Source organism: Polaromonas sp. P1_F6 (genome assembly GCF_056405695.1).
Map to the genome: position 1 here is coordinate 35,225 of NZ_JBFUBQ010000012.1, position 18,412 is coordinate 53,636.

Genomic DNA, 18,412 nt, shown 5'->3' on the forward strand with positions numbered 1-18,412 from the left:
GTGATGCGGGAAATGGCTTGTGAAAGCTATTTTTTCCGGTAAACATACCAGGCCGCGAAGGCGGTGAAAACGCCAATGATCCCCACGATCACCATGAAGCCGTGGGGATGCTCGGCCAGGGGGATGCCGCCCACATTCATCCCCAGCAGGCCGGCAACAATGTTGATGGGCAGCGCCAGTACCGTGACCATCGTCAGGATGAAGACGCTGCGGTTGGTCTCCTCGCTGACCTGTGCGGCAATTTCTTCTTGCAGGAGCTTGATGCGCTCCTTCAGCTCGGACATGTCCCGGATGGTCAATGAGAATTCTTCCGTCGCCTGGCGGAGCTCCTCCAGGTCGTGCTCGCTGACCCATGGCGGCGGCAGCCGCAGCAGGCGGAAAAGCGCACCGGGCTCCGGCGCGAGCAGCCTTTGCAGCCGCACCAGCACCCGCCGCAGCTTGCCCAGGTCAGCCCGGCGGTTGTGCAGCCGGCCGATCAGGAATTTGTCTTCCACCACATCCACCTGGACAGTGGCGTCACGCACGATGCGCACCAGCACATCGCCCTGCTCGCGCAGCAGCTGGTTCAGAAATGACACCGATGACGCCAGCGGCTTGCCGTTCTTGATGGCGTCACGCATGCGGTCGATGGAACGCAGGGGATGGGAGCGCGCGCTCAGCGCCATATGGGGCGCCACGTTCAGCCACAGGCTGGACATCTCAGCCGGGTCAAACGCGAATTCATACGCCACGTCGTTAACGACAGCAATCAGTGTGTCGTGCGCATCTTCTATGCGGGTGGATCTTGAACCCGCATGCAGAGCCTCGAAAAACTCGGGTACCGCGTGCAGATGCTTGCGGATGCTCGCCTCCGCCGCGGCGTCACTCAGGTTGAAGTGCAGCCAGACGAAATCTGATTTTCCCTTGGGGCTTTCGTCCTGCAGCCAGGCGGCCGCCTCCAGGAGATCTACCGGGATGCCGGGCGCGCCGTTTTCAAACCTGTAACCGCAGAGCAGGCCGGTTCTGTCGGCGCCGTAAGTGATGTCCATTCAGAAGTGGCGTGAAGTAGTCGAGAAATGGGGTGAATCGGACACGACAGGCACCGGCAGCCGGTATCCGGCGACCTGCCCCGGGCAGTGGCGGTCATACAGTGTGTTGCCTTTGCATGACGGTTCGGTGACAGCGGCGTGACCGCGTTCTTCAGGCGCCTGGCCGGGCGGTGCATGCCCGCAGCACGCCGGGTTGTCACTGAGCTCCAATGCGCCTCATAATTTCAGGACCGGCTGGCAGCACCTCAGGCCTCGCCTGGTTCCTTCACATCACCGACGGAGACGATATGGCCACCCACGAATTGTTTGCCTACCTTCATGTCAAAAATGCTGCAAAGGCCATGGCGTTTTACATCTCGGTTTTTGGTGCCACGGAAAAATTCCGGCTCACAGAACCCGATGGCCGCATCGGCCATGCCGAACTGGACTTTGACGGCGCCACGCTGATGGTGTCGGAAGAATTCCCGGAGTACGGCACCCGGGCGCCGGATGCCGGCGCGCCGGCCACCGTCACGCTGCATCTGCATGTGGACAACTGCGATGAGGTGATTGCGCGTGCGCTGAAAGCCGGCGCCACGCTGGAAATGGCGGCGCAAGACCAGTTTTATGGTGAGCGCTCGGGCAGCTTTCGCGATCCGGCAGGCTACCGCTGGAGTGTGGGGCACAGCATTGAAACCGTGTCGCCAGAGGAAATGCAGCGCCGCTATACCGCGTTGATGACCACGCCTTCTGCGTGAATTTGCTATGAAAAATATAGCTGCTTGCGCCCGCCAGTAAAGGCTAGATCCCGGATTTATTCACTAGCGCGCCAGGAACCCCGTAGCCTGCCGCGGGCCCGGTACAGGTTCAGGCTTCGTCCGTCGGCGATCCCGCAGAATTGCTTTGCCCGAGCACGCGCCGCAAGGTTTCGAGGAGCTCGGTGTTGGAGGTTTTGGCCTTGACCAGCACGGCGGCTGCCCGTGTGGCCTGAAGCCTGTCCACCTCCAGCGCCGAGAAAATCACCACCGGCGGCGGACCGTCCATGGCCTCGACGTCCTTGAGCAAATCCCAGCCGGAGCCGCCCGGCAGGCTGAGGTCCAGCAGGATCAGGTCGAAGCGCTGTTCCTTCAGCCTGTCGCGTGCTTCCTGCACCGTGTCGGCAAAGACGAAGGTCGCAAACCCCTGGGCAATGGTCGCTGCGATGCGCTGGATGTCCGGATCGTCTTCAACATGCAGGATGACGGCGCGGGCTTCGACCGAACCGGCAATGGCGCGCCGCACGCCCAGCACGAGCATGTTCTCGTCGATGGGTTTTTCCAGCCAGTCCGATACGGTCAGGGACTGCTCGTTGAACTGGATCCGCCCCTCGGCCGCCGAGGCCGACACCACCACGATCGGCACGTCGCGTGTATGCAGCTGGGCGCGCAGCGCCCTGATCAGCGCAATGCCGTCCTGGTCGGGCAGCTTCAGGTCTATCGTGACGGCGGCATACCGCCTTTTTGCCAGCTCCGCGACGGCCTGCCTGGCTGTGTACACCATTTCGGTGTCAAAACCGCCCTTGTCGAGCATCATGCTGATCAGGCGGGAGATGTCCGGGTCGTCCTCGCAAATCAGGACACGCGGCCGCTGTTCGACCAGTGCCGAGAAACCGGAAGTACGCTCCGGCGAATCCACCCATTCGGGCAGTTCAAAGAAGAAGGTGGTGCCGACGCCGGCGTCGGTATTAAAACCGATGCTGCCGCCCAGGCGCTCGATGATGGCCCGTGAAATATTGAGGCCCAGACCCGTGCCGCCCTTTTGCCGTGTATCGGAGGAGTCGGCCTGGGAGAATTTCTGGAAGATACGGTTGCGGAATTCCTCCGGAATACCGGGCCCGTGATCCCGTACCTCGACGCGTATGCCCGTCTCGCTGCGTGCCACGTGAATGTCCACCGTGCCGCCTTCGGGGGAGAACTTCATCGCGTTGGACAGCAGGTTGGTCACCACCTGCGTCAGCCGGTCGCTGTCGACCCTGACCTGCAGGTCTTCATCGGGAAATTCGAGCTGCAGATGCACATTCTTCGCCGCGCCGTAGCCTTCGTTGGCGGCCAGCGCCTGCTCCAGCAAAGGCCTGAGTTCGATGGCCTGAAAATCCAGGGTCATCTTGCCGGACTCGATCTTCTCGATGTCCAGGATGTCATTGATCAGCCGGATCAGGCGCTCACAGTTGGTCTTCGCGATGCCCACCAGCGTCTTGACGGCGTCGGGCAGCTGGCCGGCAACACCACCGGAGATCAGGCCCAGCGAGCCCCGGATCGAGGTAAGCGGCGTGCGCAGCTCATGACTGACCGTCGAGACAAATTCACTCTTCATGCGGTCAATGCGCTTGAGTTCAGTGACGTCATTGGCCAGCGTGTAGAAACCGATCACCTTGCCTTCGTCGTCGCCGTCGCCGTAGCGCGGGAAATAATTGATCACGTAGTCGCGCGTGCCGCCGCGGGCGGTTTTCTGCGATCGCTCGTAGACCACCGGGTAGCCCTGCAGCACCTCTTCCACCCGGGGCTTGATCAGGGCGTACATCTCATCGCCCACGATGTCCCGGATGGTCTTGCCTTCGAGCTGCGCTTGCGTCATGCCGAAGACTTCCTCGTAGGCCCGGTTATGGAAGCGCAAGCGCTGATCGGCGTCGGCGTAAGTGATCCAGGCCGGCACGGTGTCGGTGATTTCGCGCAGCTGCGCTTCGCTGGTGCGCAGGGCCTCGGTGACACGACGGATTTCGGTGGTTTCGCGTCCCGTGCCGCGGTAACCGGTGAATTTTCCGTTGGCGTCGAATTTGGGCACGCCGCTGATGCTGAAGTAGTGCAGCCGACCCTTGGAGTCGCGCCGGGTACTTTCAAGGTCGCGGAAAACCTCGTGCCGGGCTATCGTGGCCTTGTACTCGGCCAACGCACCGGCTTCGATGTTGATGTAGTCGAGCTCCCAGGCAGTCTTGCCATGGGCCGCTTTCGGAATGCCCGAGGTGCTTGGGGCTTCGCCGGGAACTTCGACGAAGCGGAAGTTTTCGTCCTGCTCCCAGAACCAGTCGGAGGCCAGCGAGGTGAGCGCGCGAAAGCGCTCCTCGCTTTCACGCAGAACCTGCTCGGTCTGCTTGCGCTCGGTGATGTCCTGGATCTGCGCGATGAATTGAAGCGGCTTTCTGTCCGCATCGCGCACGAGGGAGCAGCTCATGTAGCCCCAGACAGTGCGGCCGGACTTGTGGATGTAGCGCTTTTCGACGTGGAACGATTCGATTTCACCGGCCAATGCCCTGCGGCGCTGCTCCAGGTCCCAGGCAATGTCGTCGGGATGGGTCAGGTCATGGATGGTGCGCGACAGCATTTCCGCTTCTGAATACCCCAGCATCTGGCAAAAAGCGGTATTGACCTTCAGCCGGCGCGAGTCGATGCCGATCAGCGTCATCCCGATGGCCGCATGTTCAAACGCATTGCTGAACTGTTGGTCACTGACCGTGAAGACATCGTTGTCCGTGCTGATGGGGCCGGCCCCCTTGGGACTTACTTCTCCGGCGTCCTCGAACGCACTGGCGCCGCCGTCCGTCAGCGCAACGCCTGAGTCGTCAAACACGTCCCCCTCAGCCGGCATGGCCCCGGCCTGCTCGCCTCCGAGCGTGAAATAAAAGGTACTGCCCTCACCCACCGCCGACCTGGCCCAGATTTTTCCGCCGTGACGGGTAATGATGCGTTTGACCGTGGCCAGCCCGATGCCGCTGCCGGCGAACTCTTCCGGTGAATGCAGCCGCTCAAAAGTGCCGAAGAGCTTGTCGGCATACGCCATGTCGAAGCCGGCGCCGTTGTCCCGCACAAAGTACACCACCTGGTCCTCAGGCCCGGCTTCTTTTCCGACCAGGATTTCGGTGTGCGGTTTTTTCGAGGTGAACTTCCATGCATTGGCGATCAGGTTCTCCAGCACCTGACGCAGCAAGGCAACGTCCGCCCGGCCCCACAGGTTGGGCTCGACGGTGATCCGCACCCGCCGGTCTGGATCGTTTTCCGTCCATTGCTTGATGATCTTGGCCGCCTCGGTGCTGATGTCGACAGACTCCCAGTTCAGGCTGGTCCGCGACAACTGGGCCAGGGACAGCAAACCGTCGGTCAGCTCACCCATGCGGCGCACACTGCTGCGTATGCGGCCCATGAAGTGATGCGCGCGCTCCCCCGACTCAGGTGGAACCGCTTTTTCAAGCAGCGCACAAAATCCGTCGATGGTGCTCAACGGTGTCCGCAAGTCATGCGCCACAGAATATGAGAAGGCCTCGATCTCCCGGGTAGCGACTTCCAGCTGGGCGGTCCTGCGCAGCACGCGCTTTTCCAGGTTGACGTTCAGCCGGACGATTTCCTGCTCAGCCTGCCGGCGTTTGCTGATGTCGGTAATGGTGCTGACATACCCCGACGGAGCGCCGTTCCCGTCCACCAGGGGCTGCACGTTGATCAGTGCCCAGAACTCGCTGCCGTCGGGCCTGCGATGGCACACCACACGGTTCAGTTGTGGCTGGCCGGTACGCACGGCGACAACACTGGGCCACTCTTCCCTGGGCATTGGCGTGCCGTCTTCGCGGAATCTTTGCCATTCCGGCTCGACCGAAGTCTGGCCTTTGAGCTGGGCCAGGGCCAGGCCGAGGATGCGCTCTGCACTGGCATTGCAATCAACGATATGCCCTTGGGCGTCCCGCAGGATCACACCTTCGGCCAGCGCACCCACAACCGCCCGGAAGCGGGCCTCGCCGACCCGCAGCGCCATCTCCACTTCCTTGCGCGACGTGATGTCGGCGCCCACACCCCGATAACCCGCAAAGGTTCCTTCGTCGCCAAACACCGGTTCCCCGCTGACGCTGCGGTAAACGACGCTGCCATCTTCCTTGGTCAGCCGGTATTCAAAATTGCGGAACGGCAAATGCGCCTGTAACACCGCCTTGTGCTCGTCCCATGTACCGACAAGCGGCGCAGCATTGGGGAGGTCCCATCGGCATTGCCCCTCTCCAATGACCTGGGTTCCCAGGGAGAAGCGTTGCGGATCATTGGAGACAAAGACGTTGCGGAAATTTGTATCCTGTTCCCAGTACCAGTCGGACGAAAGACCGGTGAGGCTGCGAAAGCGCTCTTCGCTGCGACGCAGTTTGGCCTCGGCCTCAAGCCGCGCGGTGATGTCGGTGCCCACGCCGTGATAGCCGGTGAAGCGGCCGTTGGCATCCACCATGGGCTCCCCGCTGATACACAAGGTCACACGCCTGCCGTCTTTTTCTTCGCGTTCGTATTCAAAGTTGCGGAAGACTTCGTGGCGTTCCAGCAGGGCCCGGTGGTTGGCCCAGAGCTCCTTGTTGACCGGGCTGTGGTCGATCTCCCAGCGTGTCTTGCCAAGATGCTCATTGATCGCGCGCTTCGCTTCGTCCGTGTTGCCACCGGACAACTTGGTGAACCGGAATTTTTCATCCGTCTCCCAATACCAGTCGGACGAAAGGCTGGTCAGGCTGCGGAATTGGCGCTCGCTGCTGCGCAGGCGCGCTTCGTCGGCCAGCTGCTGGGTGATGTCTTCAGCGATGACCAGGACATGCGTCACCGCACCGCTGGAATCCTTCAGCGGGACCTTGCGCATGTGGACATGAATAGCGCCCCTGTGTCTTGTGTAGGTAAGCCGGTCAGGGAACTCCTGCTTCTCGCCTGAAGCAATCAGGCTCAGATCCGCCGCGTACATATTGTGAGCATGGGCCTTTGGCCAGAGATCATGAACCGTGCGGCCCAGCGCTTCTGCGCTGGTGACACCGTACAGCTCTTCTGCGGCCCGGTTCCAGGCCAGGAAGCGGTGGTCCGTGGCGGATTTCAGGTGAAGAGCGACCGGGAGGTTCTCAACGATGTCATCGAGCAGGCGGGCGACCTTGCGTTCTTTTTCTTCAGCACGCCTGCTCGCCGTGACATCGCGTGTGATGCCCCGGTACCCCACGAACTCCTGATGTTTGTTGAACACCGGCACACCGCTGATGGAAAAATAATGCGCGACGCCGTCGTCCAGAACGCGGATGTATTCGAAATCGCGGAAGGGCTTGCGTGCAGCCAGCACGGCGCGGTGGTCTTCCCATGACATGGTGACCGGCAGGGCGCCAGGCAGTTCCCAGCGGCATTTGCCGACGGAACTGTCGAGATCCTCATCTTGTGACTTGTTGCTGTACTCGGCAGTGAAGTCGGTAAAACGATACTCCGCGTCCTGCTCCCAGTACCAGTCCGCCGAGATGGTGGCCAGGCTGCGCAGCCCGCTGATGTCGTCCTTCAGCGCCTGGACCAGGCGCTGCTGTTCCACGATTTCAAGCTTCAGCGCATCATTGGCGGCCGCCAGCGCAAGCGCTTCGGCCTGTATGCGCTGCTGGGACTGCTCTGCCGTCTCGTCGCGTTTCATCGCGGCACCTGACCTGTAACCGTGCCGGGCCGACGCGGCAGGGGCACGGGCGCCCCCATCAGGCCAGGCTCACGGTGGACTGCGGTGAATGCGCTTGGCAAACTGGGGTTCATCCGCCGGTGGTGACTTTCTTTGCAAAGGTGAGCGGCTCCATCAAGACCCGCTTTCCGTAGCTGCCGCCCTGCAAGTGTGTAATGCTGCATTTAATTGCACTATAGGACAACACCCTGATTTCTTTTGGCCGTGCCTTCGATTAGATTGGCCTGGTTTTTGCATACTTAAGACCTCCTATGACGGCAGTTAATAGGTCCTCGGAATTACATGAATTGCCGGTTCGGTATTTGGCAATTATTACCACCACTCCACTCAGGCAGTCTGGGGGTATTCCAGCGCCAGCCCCGCCGCCTGCCAGGCATCAATCCCGCCGTGCAACGGCCTGACATTGCTGAACCCGGCCGCCATCAGGCGCTTGGCCACCAGGGCTGCAGAAGCATCGTTGGGACAAGCGCAATAAACGACCACGGCGACATCGTGCGGGATGTCAAGCGATGCCCGGGTTCGGTCCAGGTCCGACCAGACCAGCGCGCCGGGAATGATGCCGCCGCCGGCGCGCGCCAGTTCCGTGCGCACGTCCAGGATGACGGCAGGCTTGTTCTGCTGTGTGAGCTGCAGCAGCTCCTGCGGTGAAATGCGGGCCATGCGCAGCTGCCGGTAAAAGCGCTGCCGCTGCCACCATTTGTGCGCCAGGAAGAGCGCAAACGCAGCCAGCAGCACCATCAGCCCGATGCGTCCCATCTGCTCGAAAATGGCCAGCACGTCGGCCACCGCGTCATGAAAAATCATGCCGATCCCCACACCGGCACCGGCGTAAAGCGTTGCGCCCAGCGCATCAAAAACCAGAAAGCGGCCGAAGGGAATGCCGGTGCGTCCGGCCAGCGCTGTGGCGAGCGAAGCAAACCCGGGAATGAACTTTGCCAGGATGAGCGACTTGACACCCCAGCGCGTGAAGATGGATTCGGTTTGCCGCACGCAGGAGTCGGGCGACAGCGAAATGCGGCACAGCGTTTTCAGCACACGGCTGCCGTAGCGGTGGCCGGCCCAGTACCAGACGCTGTCCGCGGCCAGGCAAGCCAGCACGGCGGTGAAGATAAGGCCTGCTGCGGAGTATTGGCCGTTAAAGCTCAACGCGCCGGTGAGGATCAGCACCGGATAGGCCGGAATCGGCAAGCCGAGCTGTTCCAGCCCGACATTCAGGAAAACGGCGGCGAGCCCGTAGTGCTCGAGCCACACAATGATCTGTTCCATGGAGTCGCGTTACTTTCTGCGGGGGTCGTTGCGGGCTGCAAAGCCGTTCAGCTCCGCTTTTGTTGCCCATTGATGCAATGTAGACGGCTACAGCGCAGCAGTAAATGGTGGCCCGGTGAATGTTCTTTTTCCATGGGGAGAACAATTCGGGCAATTCGGGTTATTTGGGCTGATTTTGGGAGGCGGCGCCCGGCGCCTGCGCTACCATGAACCCTTCCCCTGTTCATGTGACTCAGAGAGCGACTACCGATTGAAATACCTTGTGGCTGTCCGGGCCCTGTGCGAGTTCACCGCCAAGCATGGCGACCTGGACCTGCGCTTTACGCCATCACCTTCCGCACAGGAAGGCATGGCCGGGCACGCCATGGTGGCGTCGCGCCGTGCAGAGTCTTCAGAGTCCTATCAGGCCGAAGTCAGCCTGGAGGGCGAGTACAAGACCCTGAAGGTGCGCGGCCGTGCCGATGGCTACGACCCTGAACGCAACCAGCTTGAAGAGGTCAAGACTTTCCGGGGCGACCTGCACGCCATGGCCGACAACCGCCGGCACCTGCACTGGGCACAGCTGAAGATTTACGGCTGGCTGCTTTGCGAAGCCAAAAAGCTGCAGGACGTCAACCTGACACTGGTGTACCTTGACGTGGCCAGCACGCAGGAAACACCGCTGACCGAACATTTTTCCGCCGCGTCGCTCAAGGAATACTTTGAAACGCAGTGCGAGCGCTTTCTGGCCTGGGCCAACCAGGAACTGGCACACCGCCAGGCGCGTGATGCTGCGCTGGCCACGCTGGCATTTCCGCACCCTGCATTCAGGCCGGGTCAGCGTGAACTGGCCGAAGCGGTTTACAAGACAGCCCAGGCCGGCACCTGCCTGATGGCACAGGCGCCCACGGGCATCGGCAAAACCATTGGCACGGTGTTTCCGCTGCTCAAGGCTGTGCCGAAAAAGCAACTCGACAAGCTGTTTTTCCTGGCGGCCAAAACGCCGGGCCGCAGGCTGGCGCTCGATGCGCTGGACCGCATCAAAGGCAGCACGGCGGCCCTGCCGCTACGCGTGCTGGAGCTGGTGGCGCGTGACAAGGCGTGTGAACACCCGGACAAGGCCTGCCACGGCGACGCCTGTCCGCTGGCCAAGGGCTTTTACGACCGGCTACCCCAGGCGCGCAGCGCTGCGGTGCAGCATGCCGCCGCACAAGGCCCGCTCGATAAAGCAGCACTGCGTGAACTGGCGCTGGCCCATCATGTGTGCCCTTACTACCTGAGCCAGGAACTGGTCACCTGGGCAGACGTGGTGGTGGGCGACTACAACTATTACTTCGACACCAGCGCGCTGCTGCACGGCCAGGCCGTGGGCAACCAGTGGCGCGTAGGCGTGCTGGTGGACGAAGCGCACAACCTGGTGGAGCGCGCGCGCAAGATGTACTCAGCCACGCTGAGTCAGGCGCAGCTGCAACAGGTGCACGCTACCGCGCCCCGCGCCGTTCGCGGCGCACTGGAGCGGCTCAACCGCAGCCTGCTGGAATTGCAGGAGGCGCAGCAGGCGCGGGGCGAGGCCTACCAGGTCCATCCCGAGCTACCCGTACCTTTTCTGAAAACCCTGGCGCAGGCGCTGACCCAGATCACCGACTTCCTGCTGGCCAACCCGACCCGCATGGACGGCGAACTGCAGGATTTTTATTTCGAGGCACTGCACTTTTCGCGTATGGCTGAAGACTTTGGCGAACACTCGCTGTTTGACGTGACGCTGCAGCAGGAAGCCGGCCGCGACGCGCTGGGCCAGGTACTCGGCCAGCAGCTCGCGGTGCTCAACATCCGCAACGTGGTGCCTGCGCCCTTCCTGGCGCCGCGTTTTGCCGCCGCGCAGTCGACGGCACTCTTCTCCGCCACGCTGAGCCCGCAAAACTACTACGCCGACACGCTGGGCCTGCCGGCCGGCACGGTCTGGACAGAGGTGGAGTCGCCCTTCCTGGCCGAGCAATTGCAGGTCTCGGTGGTAAGCGACGTCTCCACACGCTTTCAACACCGTGACGATTCGCTTTCGCCCATCGTCGACCTGATGGCTCGGCAGTATGAGGGCCGGCCCGGCAATTACCTGACGTTCCTTAGCAGCTATGACTACCTGCAAAAGCTGGTCACGCTGTTCCGGCGGCGCTACCCGCATATTCCCGTGTGGGAACAGACGCGCGGCATGGAAGAAGCCGCGCGCGACGCCTTTTTGGCACGCTTCACGCCAGCCTCGCAAGGCATCGGCTTTGCGGTGCTGGGCGGCTCGTTCGCCGAAGGCATAGACCTGCCGGGCGACCGGCTGATAGGCGCGTTCATCGCCACACTGGGTTTGCCGCAGGTCAATGCAGTGAACGAGCAGATCCGCGAACGCATGGGCATCAACTTCGGCGCGGCCCAGAGCTACGACTACACCTATCTCTATCCCGGCCTGCAGAAAGTCGTGCAGGCGGCCGGACGGGTCATACGCACCACCTCGGACCGCGGCGTGGTCTATCTCATGGACGACCGCTTCACCCGGCCCGAAGTACAAAGCCTGCTGCCGGGCTGGTGGAAGGTGGCGCGGCTACGCGCCAGGCGGCGGGAACCGGCCGCGGCGTTGTCGGAGCCCCACCCACTGAATCACTAAAGCAAAAGCCCGCGTCCGCGGGCTTTTGCCTGCACGGCCATGAAGGCCGCTCACCATGCGGGGCCTAAAACACGCCCAGCAGCATGAGGATAAGAACCACACTAAGGGGGACACCCAGTAACCAGGCAATGAGAGGCATTTGATTCTCCTGAAAGTTGTCAAATTGAAGACAACTTCAATGTAGATTGCGTCCGGGGGCGGCCATGCCAGCCTGAAGGCTTGCTGCAAGTAAGGAATCGCTGACGCGCGTGTAGTTGTGCGGCTCGGCCGCCTGAAGTCCAGCAGGGAAACACCCGGAACTCAAGGAAAATCGGCCTGCAGGTCAATCGGGACGGGCGCAAGAAGCTCCGAAAATGATAGCAACCCTACCACCTCAATCAGCAAGGAATACGGTCCGCCATTTTGGCGGTTGCCACAACTCACAGGCCAGGTGCCAGCAGCATCCACGCGCGCAGAGGCGTCAGCGAAGCTGTTTATAAGGATTTAGCGCTGGCTGAATTGCAGCGCGCCCAGCATGCGCTGCACGGGCTGGGTTTCAGGCAGGACATACACCACGCCATGGCTTTTTCCCAGCACGGGATTCACGACGGTTTCGTAGAAATTGACGGGCACTACGACACATCCCAGCGAAATGCGGTTGTCGTCAGGTGTTTCAGAAGCCAGCCGCTCGGCGCGGCGTTCTGCCGGAGCCGCAGGGCGAAGACGGTGGATTGCCAGCTTGGCCGTGTAGTCGATCCACACAATAGCCTCGCCGTGAAGGTTGTGGCCGGGTTCGGAAACAAACCGGCCTGCCGGCGTGGTGCGTTCGTCTGCGCGCAGGCTGGCAACGTTGCGCTGCTCCATGCCCGGCACCGTGTGGTCGCCGGCTGTCAGGCCGGTCAATGCCGGCGATGCACCGCGCAATTGCCCCGTGGCGTCAAACACAAAAATGCGCCCACCCTTTTTATCGACCACCACAAATGGCAGGCCCTGGTTATCGCGCGCGTTCATGATCCAGCGCAGGGCGTAGCGTGCATCGGCCGATGCCGCGACCAGTGTCATGTCGGCGGAACTGCCGGCGCCCGGCACCGCCATCACGGGTTCCGGGCCGCGTACCAAGGGCGGATCTACGGGAATGGCAGATGCCCACAGAGGGATCGCAGCGAGAAAGGCAAGGGCCGCCGTGCAGACGGTTTTTGCGCGCAGTGCCTTTCCTTTGAACAACATCCTGATCCTGGGTTGAATTCATTGCCATGTGCGGAGCACATGAAAAAGCCGGCCTCGAACCTTTGGGGTAGGAGCCCGGCTGTGGTTGCACCATGTTAGCGATGCAAGCAAATGTTCACAACGGAAAAACCCTGAAATCCTCTGGATTTTTGCTATGCTTTTAATAGCAATAAATCGTTTGCCGTATTGTCATTCATGCTTTTTTTGCATCCAGATTTAGCTACTCAGGAATTTGGTAACAGCGGCCACATGCGGGCATTTTTCGCATTGAAGATGCGAGCGCGCAACAGTACGCAGGGGGTTGTTACAACTCACTCTTCGCGAGAGGTGATCGAAGGAGCGAACAGGCGGGTGTCAGGCGGCGGGGCGAAGCCCCTGTTTTGCGGCAAGCGCATGGGCGGCAGGAAAAACCTCAGCCAGTGGTTTGATTTCCGGCAAAACGTAAATCACGCCATAGCTCGCATTGAACGCGGGCTTGAGTACATCTTCGAAAAATGCCACCGGCATGTTGATGCACCCGTAGGAAATACGGTTGTCCTCGGTACCGGGAGACGCAAGCCTTTCCAGCCGGCGCTCTTTGGGCTCCAGTGTTCGCACGCGGTGCATGGAAACAGCTGCTTCGTAATCCACCCAGACAACATCTTCGCCCAAGGTGTTGCGGCCAGGCTCCCCCATAAACCGGCCCGCCGGTGTGGTGCGTTCGTGGGGCTGCACCTGCGCAATGGGCCGCCCGCCGATACCGGTCACGGAATCATCGCCGACCGCCGCACCGATCAGCACGGGCGTGGCGCTGCGCAACTTGCCGGAGGGTTCGAAAACAAAAACCTTGGTATTTATCTTGTCGAGGATGACAAAGAAAAGCCTGCGGTTGTCCCCCGAGGCAACCACCCAATTGGCAACCTGCCGCGCCTCATCCGACGCAGGCTCTTCACCAAAATCGGCAAAGCGCAAAGACGGCGCCAGCTGCAAGGCGCTGGAAGGGATGGGGTTCAGGGCCGGAGAAGAAACCGGACGGGCATGAAAAAGCGGCAATGTCAGGACAAGCAGTGCCGAGCCCAGCAAGATGCCTTGCTTGATGCCGTCAAGAACGTCTGCGCGGCTGGTGCCGGGCCCATCGCCGGCCGAGGGCGTGGGCGACGCAAACATGTTCATGAAAATACGACGCATGGCCTGCGCTAAAACAATGACGATCCGGCAGCCATGTGAAAACGCTCCGGAAGCCGCGCCTTAAAAGACATGGCAAACCGGAGCGGTGTCACACCAAGGTGCATGACGGTCTGGGTTTAGTTGCGGTCAGCTTGTGCTGGGCGCTCGGTCTGGAAGCCAGCCGTGTTGCTTTCAGTCGTGGTGGCAGGTGCCGCACTGCTAGGGGTGGTGGTGTCCTGGTTTTGCATGGTCTGGCCGGACGACTCTGCAGGCGCAGCTGGTGCCGTTGGGGTTTCGGTCTGGGCGTATGCCAGGCCAATGGTGCTCACAACAGCGGCGGCGGCTACGGCAGAGGCCAGGGATTTGGAAAACTTCATGTCTTGCTCCTTAAGTCATGCCCATCACAGGCAATCAGGGTTGGTAAATGGCTGGCCGTATTGCCAGCTAATTCCAATTTACGAGGGGAGACTGGGACACGGCGTCGGTCCGGTACGGCCTGTCGTGTAGGACAAGCGAGGTCACAAAATGCTACGCACCGAACCAATATAAACACCTGGGCCTGATTCAGAATCGCCCATGCTCCCTGCGCGTTCTGCGCTGAGTGGGGCCGCACTTGCCATGCTGCGGTGCTGCCGTTCCTGCATATCTATCCGGCGGACTATTCGTTGGGATTGTTGCCCTTGAGGCCGTGTTCGGCCTTGATGGCCAGCTGAATTTTCTCAAGCTCATCGATGAGCTGATCCATGCGTGGAAAATCTTTTACCGGCGCCGCCTCCAGGGCCTCAAGCTGTGCGCGGAGCCGCACGTACTCCGCTTGCAGATCGGGTTTCACGCAGGTACCGCACCCGGTTTGATGCCGGTGTCTCTCGCCGCACGGATTTCCGGGCTGCCCGCCGCCGTATTTTTCTTCGCAGAACTGGCAGCACCGAAAAGATCGACCTGCTGAGGCTCATCGCTGCGCGGGCCGTATTGCAGGTCGGGACCGATCAGGCGCTGCAACTCGCCGTAACCGGTGGCCAATGCAGTGTCATATGCGGCAAAACTGATATCGGAGCAGGACACCGATTCAAACACCCGAGGATCCGCGTGGCTCTCCAGGATGCGCCAGCAAAATTCGCCTGGCGCGGGTTCTTCGACTGTCAGGGCAAGGGAACGCAAGGGGACATTGAGTTGCGCATTGACCAGCGTGGATTGGCTCATAAATATCCTAGAAAAAGGCCGTGATGGCCGGGCATGACGTTGTTGCGCAGTTGATAGCGCAGCCGAAAAATATCAAGGGAATGAAAGGTAACTTTCAGCATCGGCGCTTGCTCAGGTGCAAGCACGATGTGAGCGGGAAGAAGACCTGGGTCCGGGTTCATGTCAGCGCTGGGCTTGGGGCCGTGGGTTGATTGATTTTGTTATCGCGTCAAAGCAGCTGCGGGTAATTTGGCGAATGTTGGGCATTGGCTGCACTGCGACAGTTTAAGCAAGAGACTGTGACACCCGGCAGTGATTAGTACCGTGAAAATGTAGGAGAAAGCCGACACCCTCCCTGGCGAGGTGTGTCATGCGAAATGGTTATATTGCAGGCTAGCCAGAAAAATGCACCATGCGCAGCGCGCCTTAACGAAAAGCCAACGAAAAGCCCATGAAAAGCCTCTATAAATATTTCTTTCGTGGCCTCATCACCATCCTGCCGGTGGCACTGACGGTATACCTCCTCTATATCTTCCTGGCATGGATGGAAACTGCCGCCCTGTGGATCCTGCGCCCTCTTATCGGCAGTTTTTACCTGCCCGGCATGGGCTTGGCGTTCGGCATCCTGACCATCCTGGCGATTGGCTTCCTGGTATCCCAGCAAAGTGTGCGCAAAGTGCTGTCTTTTGCGGAATTGCCGTTTACCAATTTGCCGGTGGTCAAAAGCATCTACTCGTCGCTCAAGAGTTTTGCCGACTACTTTTCACCTTCGGGCAAGCAGGGCGAGCAAAGCGTGGTGATACTGCGCATGCCTGGGCACGCGATGGAAATCGTGGGCCTGATCACCCGCCGCAGCTTTGCCGACCTGCCCTCCGGATTCCTTCCGGGTGAGCGTGTCGCGGTTTATTTACCCATGGGCTACATGATCGGTGGCTACACGGTGTTTGTGCCGACGGAGTGGGTGCAGCCTATCGACATGTCGGTGGAAGAAGCCATGCGCTCGTCACTGATTGCGTGGATGGCCCGCCCGCCGGCCGCGGGTAGTGGCAGCGGCAGCCCGGCCGGCTGAGCTTGCGCCGGGGCGGCGTAAAGATTTGTTATCTGTGGTTTCCCACATGGACAAATCGCGTGGCGGGGCTATATTGAATCCGTCCCCCACAACCCGCGCATTCGCTGATGCGACCCGGCCATGACAAGCACAACGACAACGAAGACAAGCCGCAAGCCACCCCTTTACAAATCGCTCTACTTCCAGGTGATCTGCGCCGTGATCGCCGGTGTGCTGCTGGGGCATTTTTACCCTGAGGCCGGAAAGCTCATGAAGCCGCTGGGCGACGGCTTCATCAAGCTCATCAAGATGATGATCRCACCCATCATCTTCTGCACCGTCGTGATCGGCATCGCCGGCATGGAGGACATGAAGAAGGTCGGCAAGACCGGCGGCCTGGCGCTGCTGTACTTTGAAGTCGTCAGCACCTTCGCGCTGATCATCGGGCTGGTCCTGGTCAACGTGTTCAAGCCGGGCGAAGGCATGAATGTCGACGTGTCCACGCTGGACACCAAGGCCATCGCGGCCTATACCGGCCCCGGGAAAATGGTCGGCACGACCGACTTCATCATGAACATCATTCCGTCCACCGTGGTGGATGCCTTCGCCAAGGGTGAAATTCTGCAGGTGCTGCTGATCGCGGTGATGTTCGGCTTCGCGTTGCACCGTTTCGGCGGGCGCGGTACGCTGGTGTTCGACTTCGTCGAAAAAGCCTCGCATGTGCTGTTCACCATTGTCGGCTTCATCATGAAGGTGGCGCCCATAGGCGCTTTCGGCGCAATGGCCTTCACCATAGGCGCTTATGGCGTGGACAGCCTGGTGTCGCTCGGCAAGCTGATGGCCGCTTTTTATGCGACCTGCCTGATCTTCATCTTCGTAGTGTTGGGCACCATTGCGCGCCTGCACGGGTTCAGTATCTGGAAGTTCATCAAATACATCAAGGAAGAGCTGCTGATCGTGCTGGGCACCTCGTCCTCCGAGTCCGTGCTGCCGCGCATGATGGAAAAGATGGAGAACCTGGGCGCAAAGAAAACCACCGTCGGCCTGGTGATCCCGACCGGTTATTCGTTCAACCTGGACGGCACCTCGATCTATCTCACGATGGCGGCGGTGTTCATCGCGCAGGCCACCAATACGCCCATGACCCTCACGCAGGAACTCACGCTGCTGGCGGTGCTGTTGCTGACTTCGAAAGGCGCGGCAGGCATCACCGGCAGCGGATTCATTGTGCTGGCCGCCACGTTGTCGGCGGTGGGTACCGTGCCTGTGGCCGGGCTGGCGCTGATTCTGGGGATTGACCGCTTTATGTCGGAAGCGCGGGCGCTGACCAACCTGATCGGCAATGGCGTGGCCACGATAGTGGTCGCCAAATGGACGAATGATCTGGACACTGAGCGGCTCCAGGCCGGGCTCAACCATGAAACCTGGGTCGAGGCCCAGGAGCCCGAAGTGCTGATCAACAAGAAGACCGAGCACATGGCGACCGGCCGGCGCTAGGGCCTGTTCACAGTTCAGGGGAAAACAACAAAGCCCGGCAAACGGAGGATTCTCCGCCTGCCGGGCTTTGTGCTTTTTTGGGGCGCGACGAGCCGCCGGTTTAGCGAGCCTGGCGCGGCGCCGGGCCTGGGCCACGGCCAGCGATATGGCGGAAGGTGATGCGGCCCTTGCTCAAGTCATAGGGCGAGAGTTCCAGCGACACCTGGTCGCCGGCAAGGATACGAATATGGTTTTTCCGCATCTTGCCGGAGGTATAGGCCACGAGCTTGTGGCCGTTGTCGAGCGTGACGCGAAAGCGCGAATCAGGCAACACTTCGTCTACCAGCCCATGCATTTCAATCAGTTCTTCTTTGGCCATGATGTAACTCCTAGGGAATTGGAAAAATTGTCAGTGATGTCTGTTGTAAGGGCTGGCAAGGCTTATGCGCAGGCCGGCGCCGAACGCTCGTGGATCCAGCCGAGGGCATGTTCCGTCGCGTAATGCACGGCCGCGGCCGCACTGTCGAAAAGGCCGCTGAAGCGCATCACGCGGTCGTGCGTGGCGCTGCCGCTGCCTGAGCGGATGGAGACCGATGCAGCGTAGCGTTCGCCTTGCTGCTTGGCCAGTGGTGAGACAAGGTACTTGCCCACCGCGATTTTGGTGTGATCTACGTTCATAAAAAGTCCGTGCCGGGTATGTGTCCCGGCTTGATAAATAAGGAGTAATCGGCTTGCGAGCAAGCCGGCGGGTGTTCGGTGTCCACCCACCTGGCCCTTGTCAGGGGCTGGGCTGGTTGAGCCATGCGTGGCACTGTCGGGAATAGTGCTCGCCGGAAAAACGGAACAGTGTTGAGAGGGTTCAGGGCTGTATGGGCACTGAAAACACTGTGGATTCGGGCTCTGGGAAGCGCCGCAATTGAGAAGGAAGCCTGTTGGGAAAAGGCCTCGATGAAAAAAGCTGATGCTTTACCGAAGCTCTTATTGTAACCGCCC

15 protein-coding genes are annotated in these 18,412 nt (G+C 60.7%); 4 read left to right on the forward strand and 11 right to left on the reverse strand.

Features of this window, described 5'->3' with window-relative positions:
* Nucleotides 1-26: 26 nt before the first annotated feature.
* Nucleotides 27-1,028: a transporter gene (locus AC1DY9_RS22060; protein ID WP_457282132.1), complete on the reverse strand. Its 1,002-nt coding sequence runs from the start codon at nucleotides 1,026-1,028 to the stop codon at nucleotides 27-29.
* A 287-nt stretch (nucleotides 1,029-1,315) separates the two neighbouring features.
* On the opposite strand from AC1DY9_RS22060, the gene AC1DY9_RS22065 reads away from it, so the two are divergent.
* On the forward strand, nucleotides 1,316-1,765 hold the full coding sequence (locus tag AC1DY9_RS22065; RefSeq protein WP_457282133.1) for a VOC family protein: 450 nt from the start codon (nucleotides 1,316-1,318) through the stop codon (nucleotides 1,763-1,765).
* A 109-nt stretch (nucleotides 1,766-1,874) separates the two neighbouring features.
* Here the strand turns inward: AC1DY9_RS22065 and AC1DY9_RS22070 are convergent, their stop codons facing one another.
* Nucleotides 1,875-7,430 carry a PAS domain S-box protein gene (locus AC1DY9_RS22070; RefSeq protein ID WP_477667665.1) on the reverse strand — a complete coding sequence of 1,852 codons (5,556 nt, stop codon included), beginning with the start codon at nucleotides 7,428-7,430 and terminating at the stop codon, nucleotides 1,875-1,877.
* 366 nt (nucleotides 7,431-7,796) lie between these two features.
* On the reverse strand, nucleotides 7,797-8,735 hold the full coding sequence (locus AC1DY9_RS22075; RefSeq protein WP_457282135.1) for a DedA family protein/thiosulfate sulfurtransferase GlpE: 939 nt from the start codon (nucleotides 8,733-8,735) through the stop codon (nucleotides 7,797-7,799).
* 250 nt (nucleotides 8,736-8,985) lie between these two features.
* Between AC1DY9_RS22075 and AC1DY9_RS22080 the strand changes: the two genes are divergently transcribed.
* Nucleotides 8,986-11,364, forward strand: a complete 2,379-nt coding sequence (locus AC1DY9_RS22080; protein ID WP_457282136.1) for an ATP-dependent DNA helicase — start codon at nucleotides 8,986-8,988, stop codon at nucleotides 11,362-11,364.
* Between the two features lie 483 nt (nucleotides 11,365-11,847).
* Here the strand turns inward: AC1DY9_RS22080 and AC1DY9_RS22085 are convergent, their stop codons facing one another.
* The 6 genes from AC1DY9_RS22085 to AC1DY9_RS22110 all read right to left on the reverse strand — a co-directional run bounded on the left by AC1DY9_RS22085 (nucleotide 11,848) and on the right by AC1DY9_RS22110 (nucleotide 15,077).
* A complete protein-coding gene (locus tag AC1DY9_RS22085; protein WP_457282137.1) occupies nucleotides 11,848-12,570 on the reverse strand; it encodes a hypothetical protein in 723 nt (240 codons plus the stop codon).
* A 354-nt stretch (nucleotides 12,571-12,924) separates the two neighbouring features.
* Nucleotides 12,925-13,737, reverse strand: a complete 813-nt coding sequence (locus AC1DY9_RS22090; RefSeq protein ID WP_457282138.1) for a hypothetical protein — start codon at nucleotides 13,735-13,737, stop codon at nucleotides 12,925-12,927.
* A 116-nt stretch (nucleotides 13,738-13,853) separates the two neighbouring features.
* On the reverse strand, nucleotides 13,854-14,093 hold the full coding sequence (locus AC1DY9_RS22095) for a hypothetical protein (RefSeq protein WP_457282139.1): 240 nt from the start codon (nucleotides 14,091-14,093) through the stop codon (nucleotides 13,854-13,856).
* 281 nt (nucleotides 14,094-14,374) lie between these two features.
* Nucleotides 14,375-14,548, reverse strand: coding sequence for a hypothetical protein (locus tag AC1DY9_RS22100; RefSeq protein ID WP_477667666.1), 174 nt, complete (start codon nucleotides 14,546-14,548; stop codon nucleotides 14,375-14,377).
* On the reverse strand, nucleotides 14,545-14,916 hold the full coding sequence (locus AC1DY9_RS22105) for a hypothetical protein (RefSeq protein ID WP_457282141.1): 372 nt from the start codon (nucleotides 14,914-14,916) through the stop codon (nucleotides 14,545-14,547). The genes AC1DY9_RS22100 and AC1DY9_RS22105 overlap by 4 nt, the downstream gene beginning before the upstream one ends.
* Nucleotides 14,913-15,077, reverse strand: a complete 165-nt coding sequence (locus tag AC1DY9_RS22110; protein ID WP_457282142.1) for a hypothetical protein — start codon at nucleotides 15,075-15,077, stop codon at nucleotides 14,913-14,915. The genes AC1DY9_RS22105 and AC1DY9_RS22110 overlap by 4 nt, the downstream gene beginning before the upstream one ends.
* 269 nt (nucleotides 15,078-15,346) lie before the next feature.
* On the opposite strand from AC1DY9_RS22110, the gene AC1DY9_RS22115 reads away from it, so the two are divergent.
* Nucleotides 15,347-15,964 (forward strand): DUF502 domain-containing protein, encoded by a 618-nt coding sequence (locus tag AC1DY9_RS22115; RefSeq protein ID WP_457282143.1) that lies wholly within the window; start codon nucleotides 15,347-15,349, stop codon nucleotides 15,962-15,964.
* Nucleotides 15,965-16,084: 120 nt separating this feature from the next.
* Nucleotides 16,085-17,440 (forward strand): dicarboxylate/amino acid:cation symporter, encoded by a 1,356-nt coding sequence (locus tag AC1DY9_RS22120; protein ID WP_477667667.1) that lies wholly within the window; start codon nucleotides 16,085-16,087, stop codon nucleotides 17,438-17,440.
* Between the two features lie 100 nt (nucleotides 17,441-17,540).
* On the opposite strand, the gene infA is transcribed toward AC1DY9_RS22120, so the two are convergent.
* Nucleotides 17,541-17,798, reverse strand: coding sequence for a translation initiation factor IF-1 (gene infA, locus AC1DY9_RS22125; protein WP_092132708.1), 258 nt, complete (start codon nucleotides 17,796-17,798; stop codon nucleotides 17,541-17,543).
* Between the two features lie 62 nt (nucleotides 17,799-17,860).
* Nucleotides 17,861-18,097 carry a hypothetical protein gene (locus AC1DY9_RS22130; protein WP_457282145.1) on the reverse strand — a complete coding sequence of 79 codons (237 nt, stop codon included), beginning with the start codon at nucleotides 18,095-18,097 and terminating at the stop codon, nucleotides 17,861-17,863.
* Nucleotides 18,098-18,412: the final 315 nt, after the last annotated feature.

Coding starts and splice junctions, on each gene's coding strand:
- AC1DY9_RS22060 (WP_457282132.1), bottom strand. CDS start 1,028: ATGGACATCACTTACGGCGCCGACAGAACCGGCCTGCTCTGCGGTTAC.
- AC1DY9_RS22065 (WP_457282133.1), top strand. CDS start 1,316: ATGGCCACCCACGAATTGTTTGCCTACCTTCATGTCAAAAATGCTGCA.
- AC1DY9_RS22070 (WP_477667665.1), bottom strand. CDS start 7,430: ATGAAACGCGACGAGACGGCAGAGCAGTCCCAGCAGCGCATACAGGCC.
- AC1DY9_RS22075 (WP_457282135.1), bottom strand. CDS start 8,735: ATGGAACAGATCATTGTGTGGCTCGAGCACTACGGGCTCGCCGCCGTT.
- AC1DY9_RS22085 (WP_457282137.1), bottom strand. CDS start 12,570: ATGTTGTTCAAAGGAAAGGCACTGCGCGCAAAAACCGTCTGCACGGCG.
- AC1DY9_RS22090 (WP_457282138.1), bottom strand. CDS start 13,737: ATGCGTCGTATTTTCATGAACATGTTTGCGTCGCCCACGCCCTCGGCC.
- AC1DY9_RS22095 (WP_457282139.1), bottom strand. CDS start 14,093: ATGAAGTTTTCCAAATCCCTGGCCTCTGCCGTAGCCGCCGCCGCTGTT.
- AC1DY9_RS22105 (WP_457282141.1), bottom strand. CDS start 14,916: ATGAGCCAATCCACGCTGGTCAATGCGCAACTCAATGTCCCCTTGCGT.
- AC1DY9_RS22110 (WP_457282142.1), bottom strand. CDS start 15,077: ATGAACCCGGACCCAGGTCTTCTTCCCGCTCACATCGTGCTTGCACCT.
- AC1DY9_RS22115 (WP_457282143.1), top strand. CDS start 15,347: ATGAAAAGCCTCTATAAATATTTCTTTCGTGGCCTCATCACCATCCTG.
- infA (WP_092132708.1), bottom strand. CDS start 17,798: ATGGCCAAAGAAGAACTGATTGAAATGCATGGGCTGGTAGACGAAGTG.
- AC1DY9_RS22130 (WP_457282145.1), bottom strand. CDS start 18,097: ATGAACGTAGATCACACCAAAATCGCGGTGGGCAAGTACCTTGTCTCA.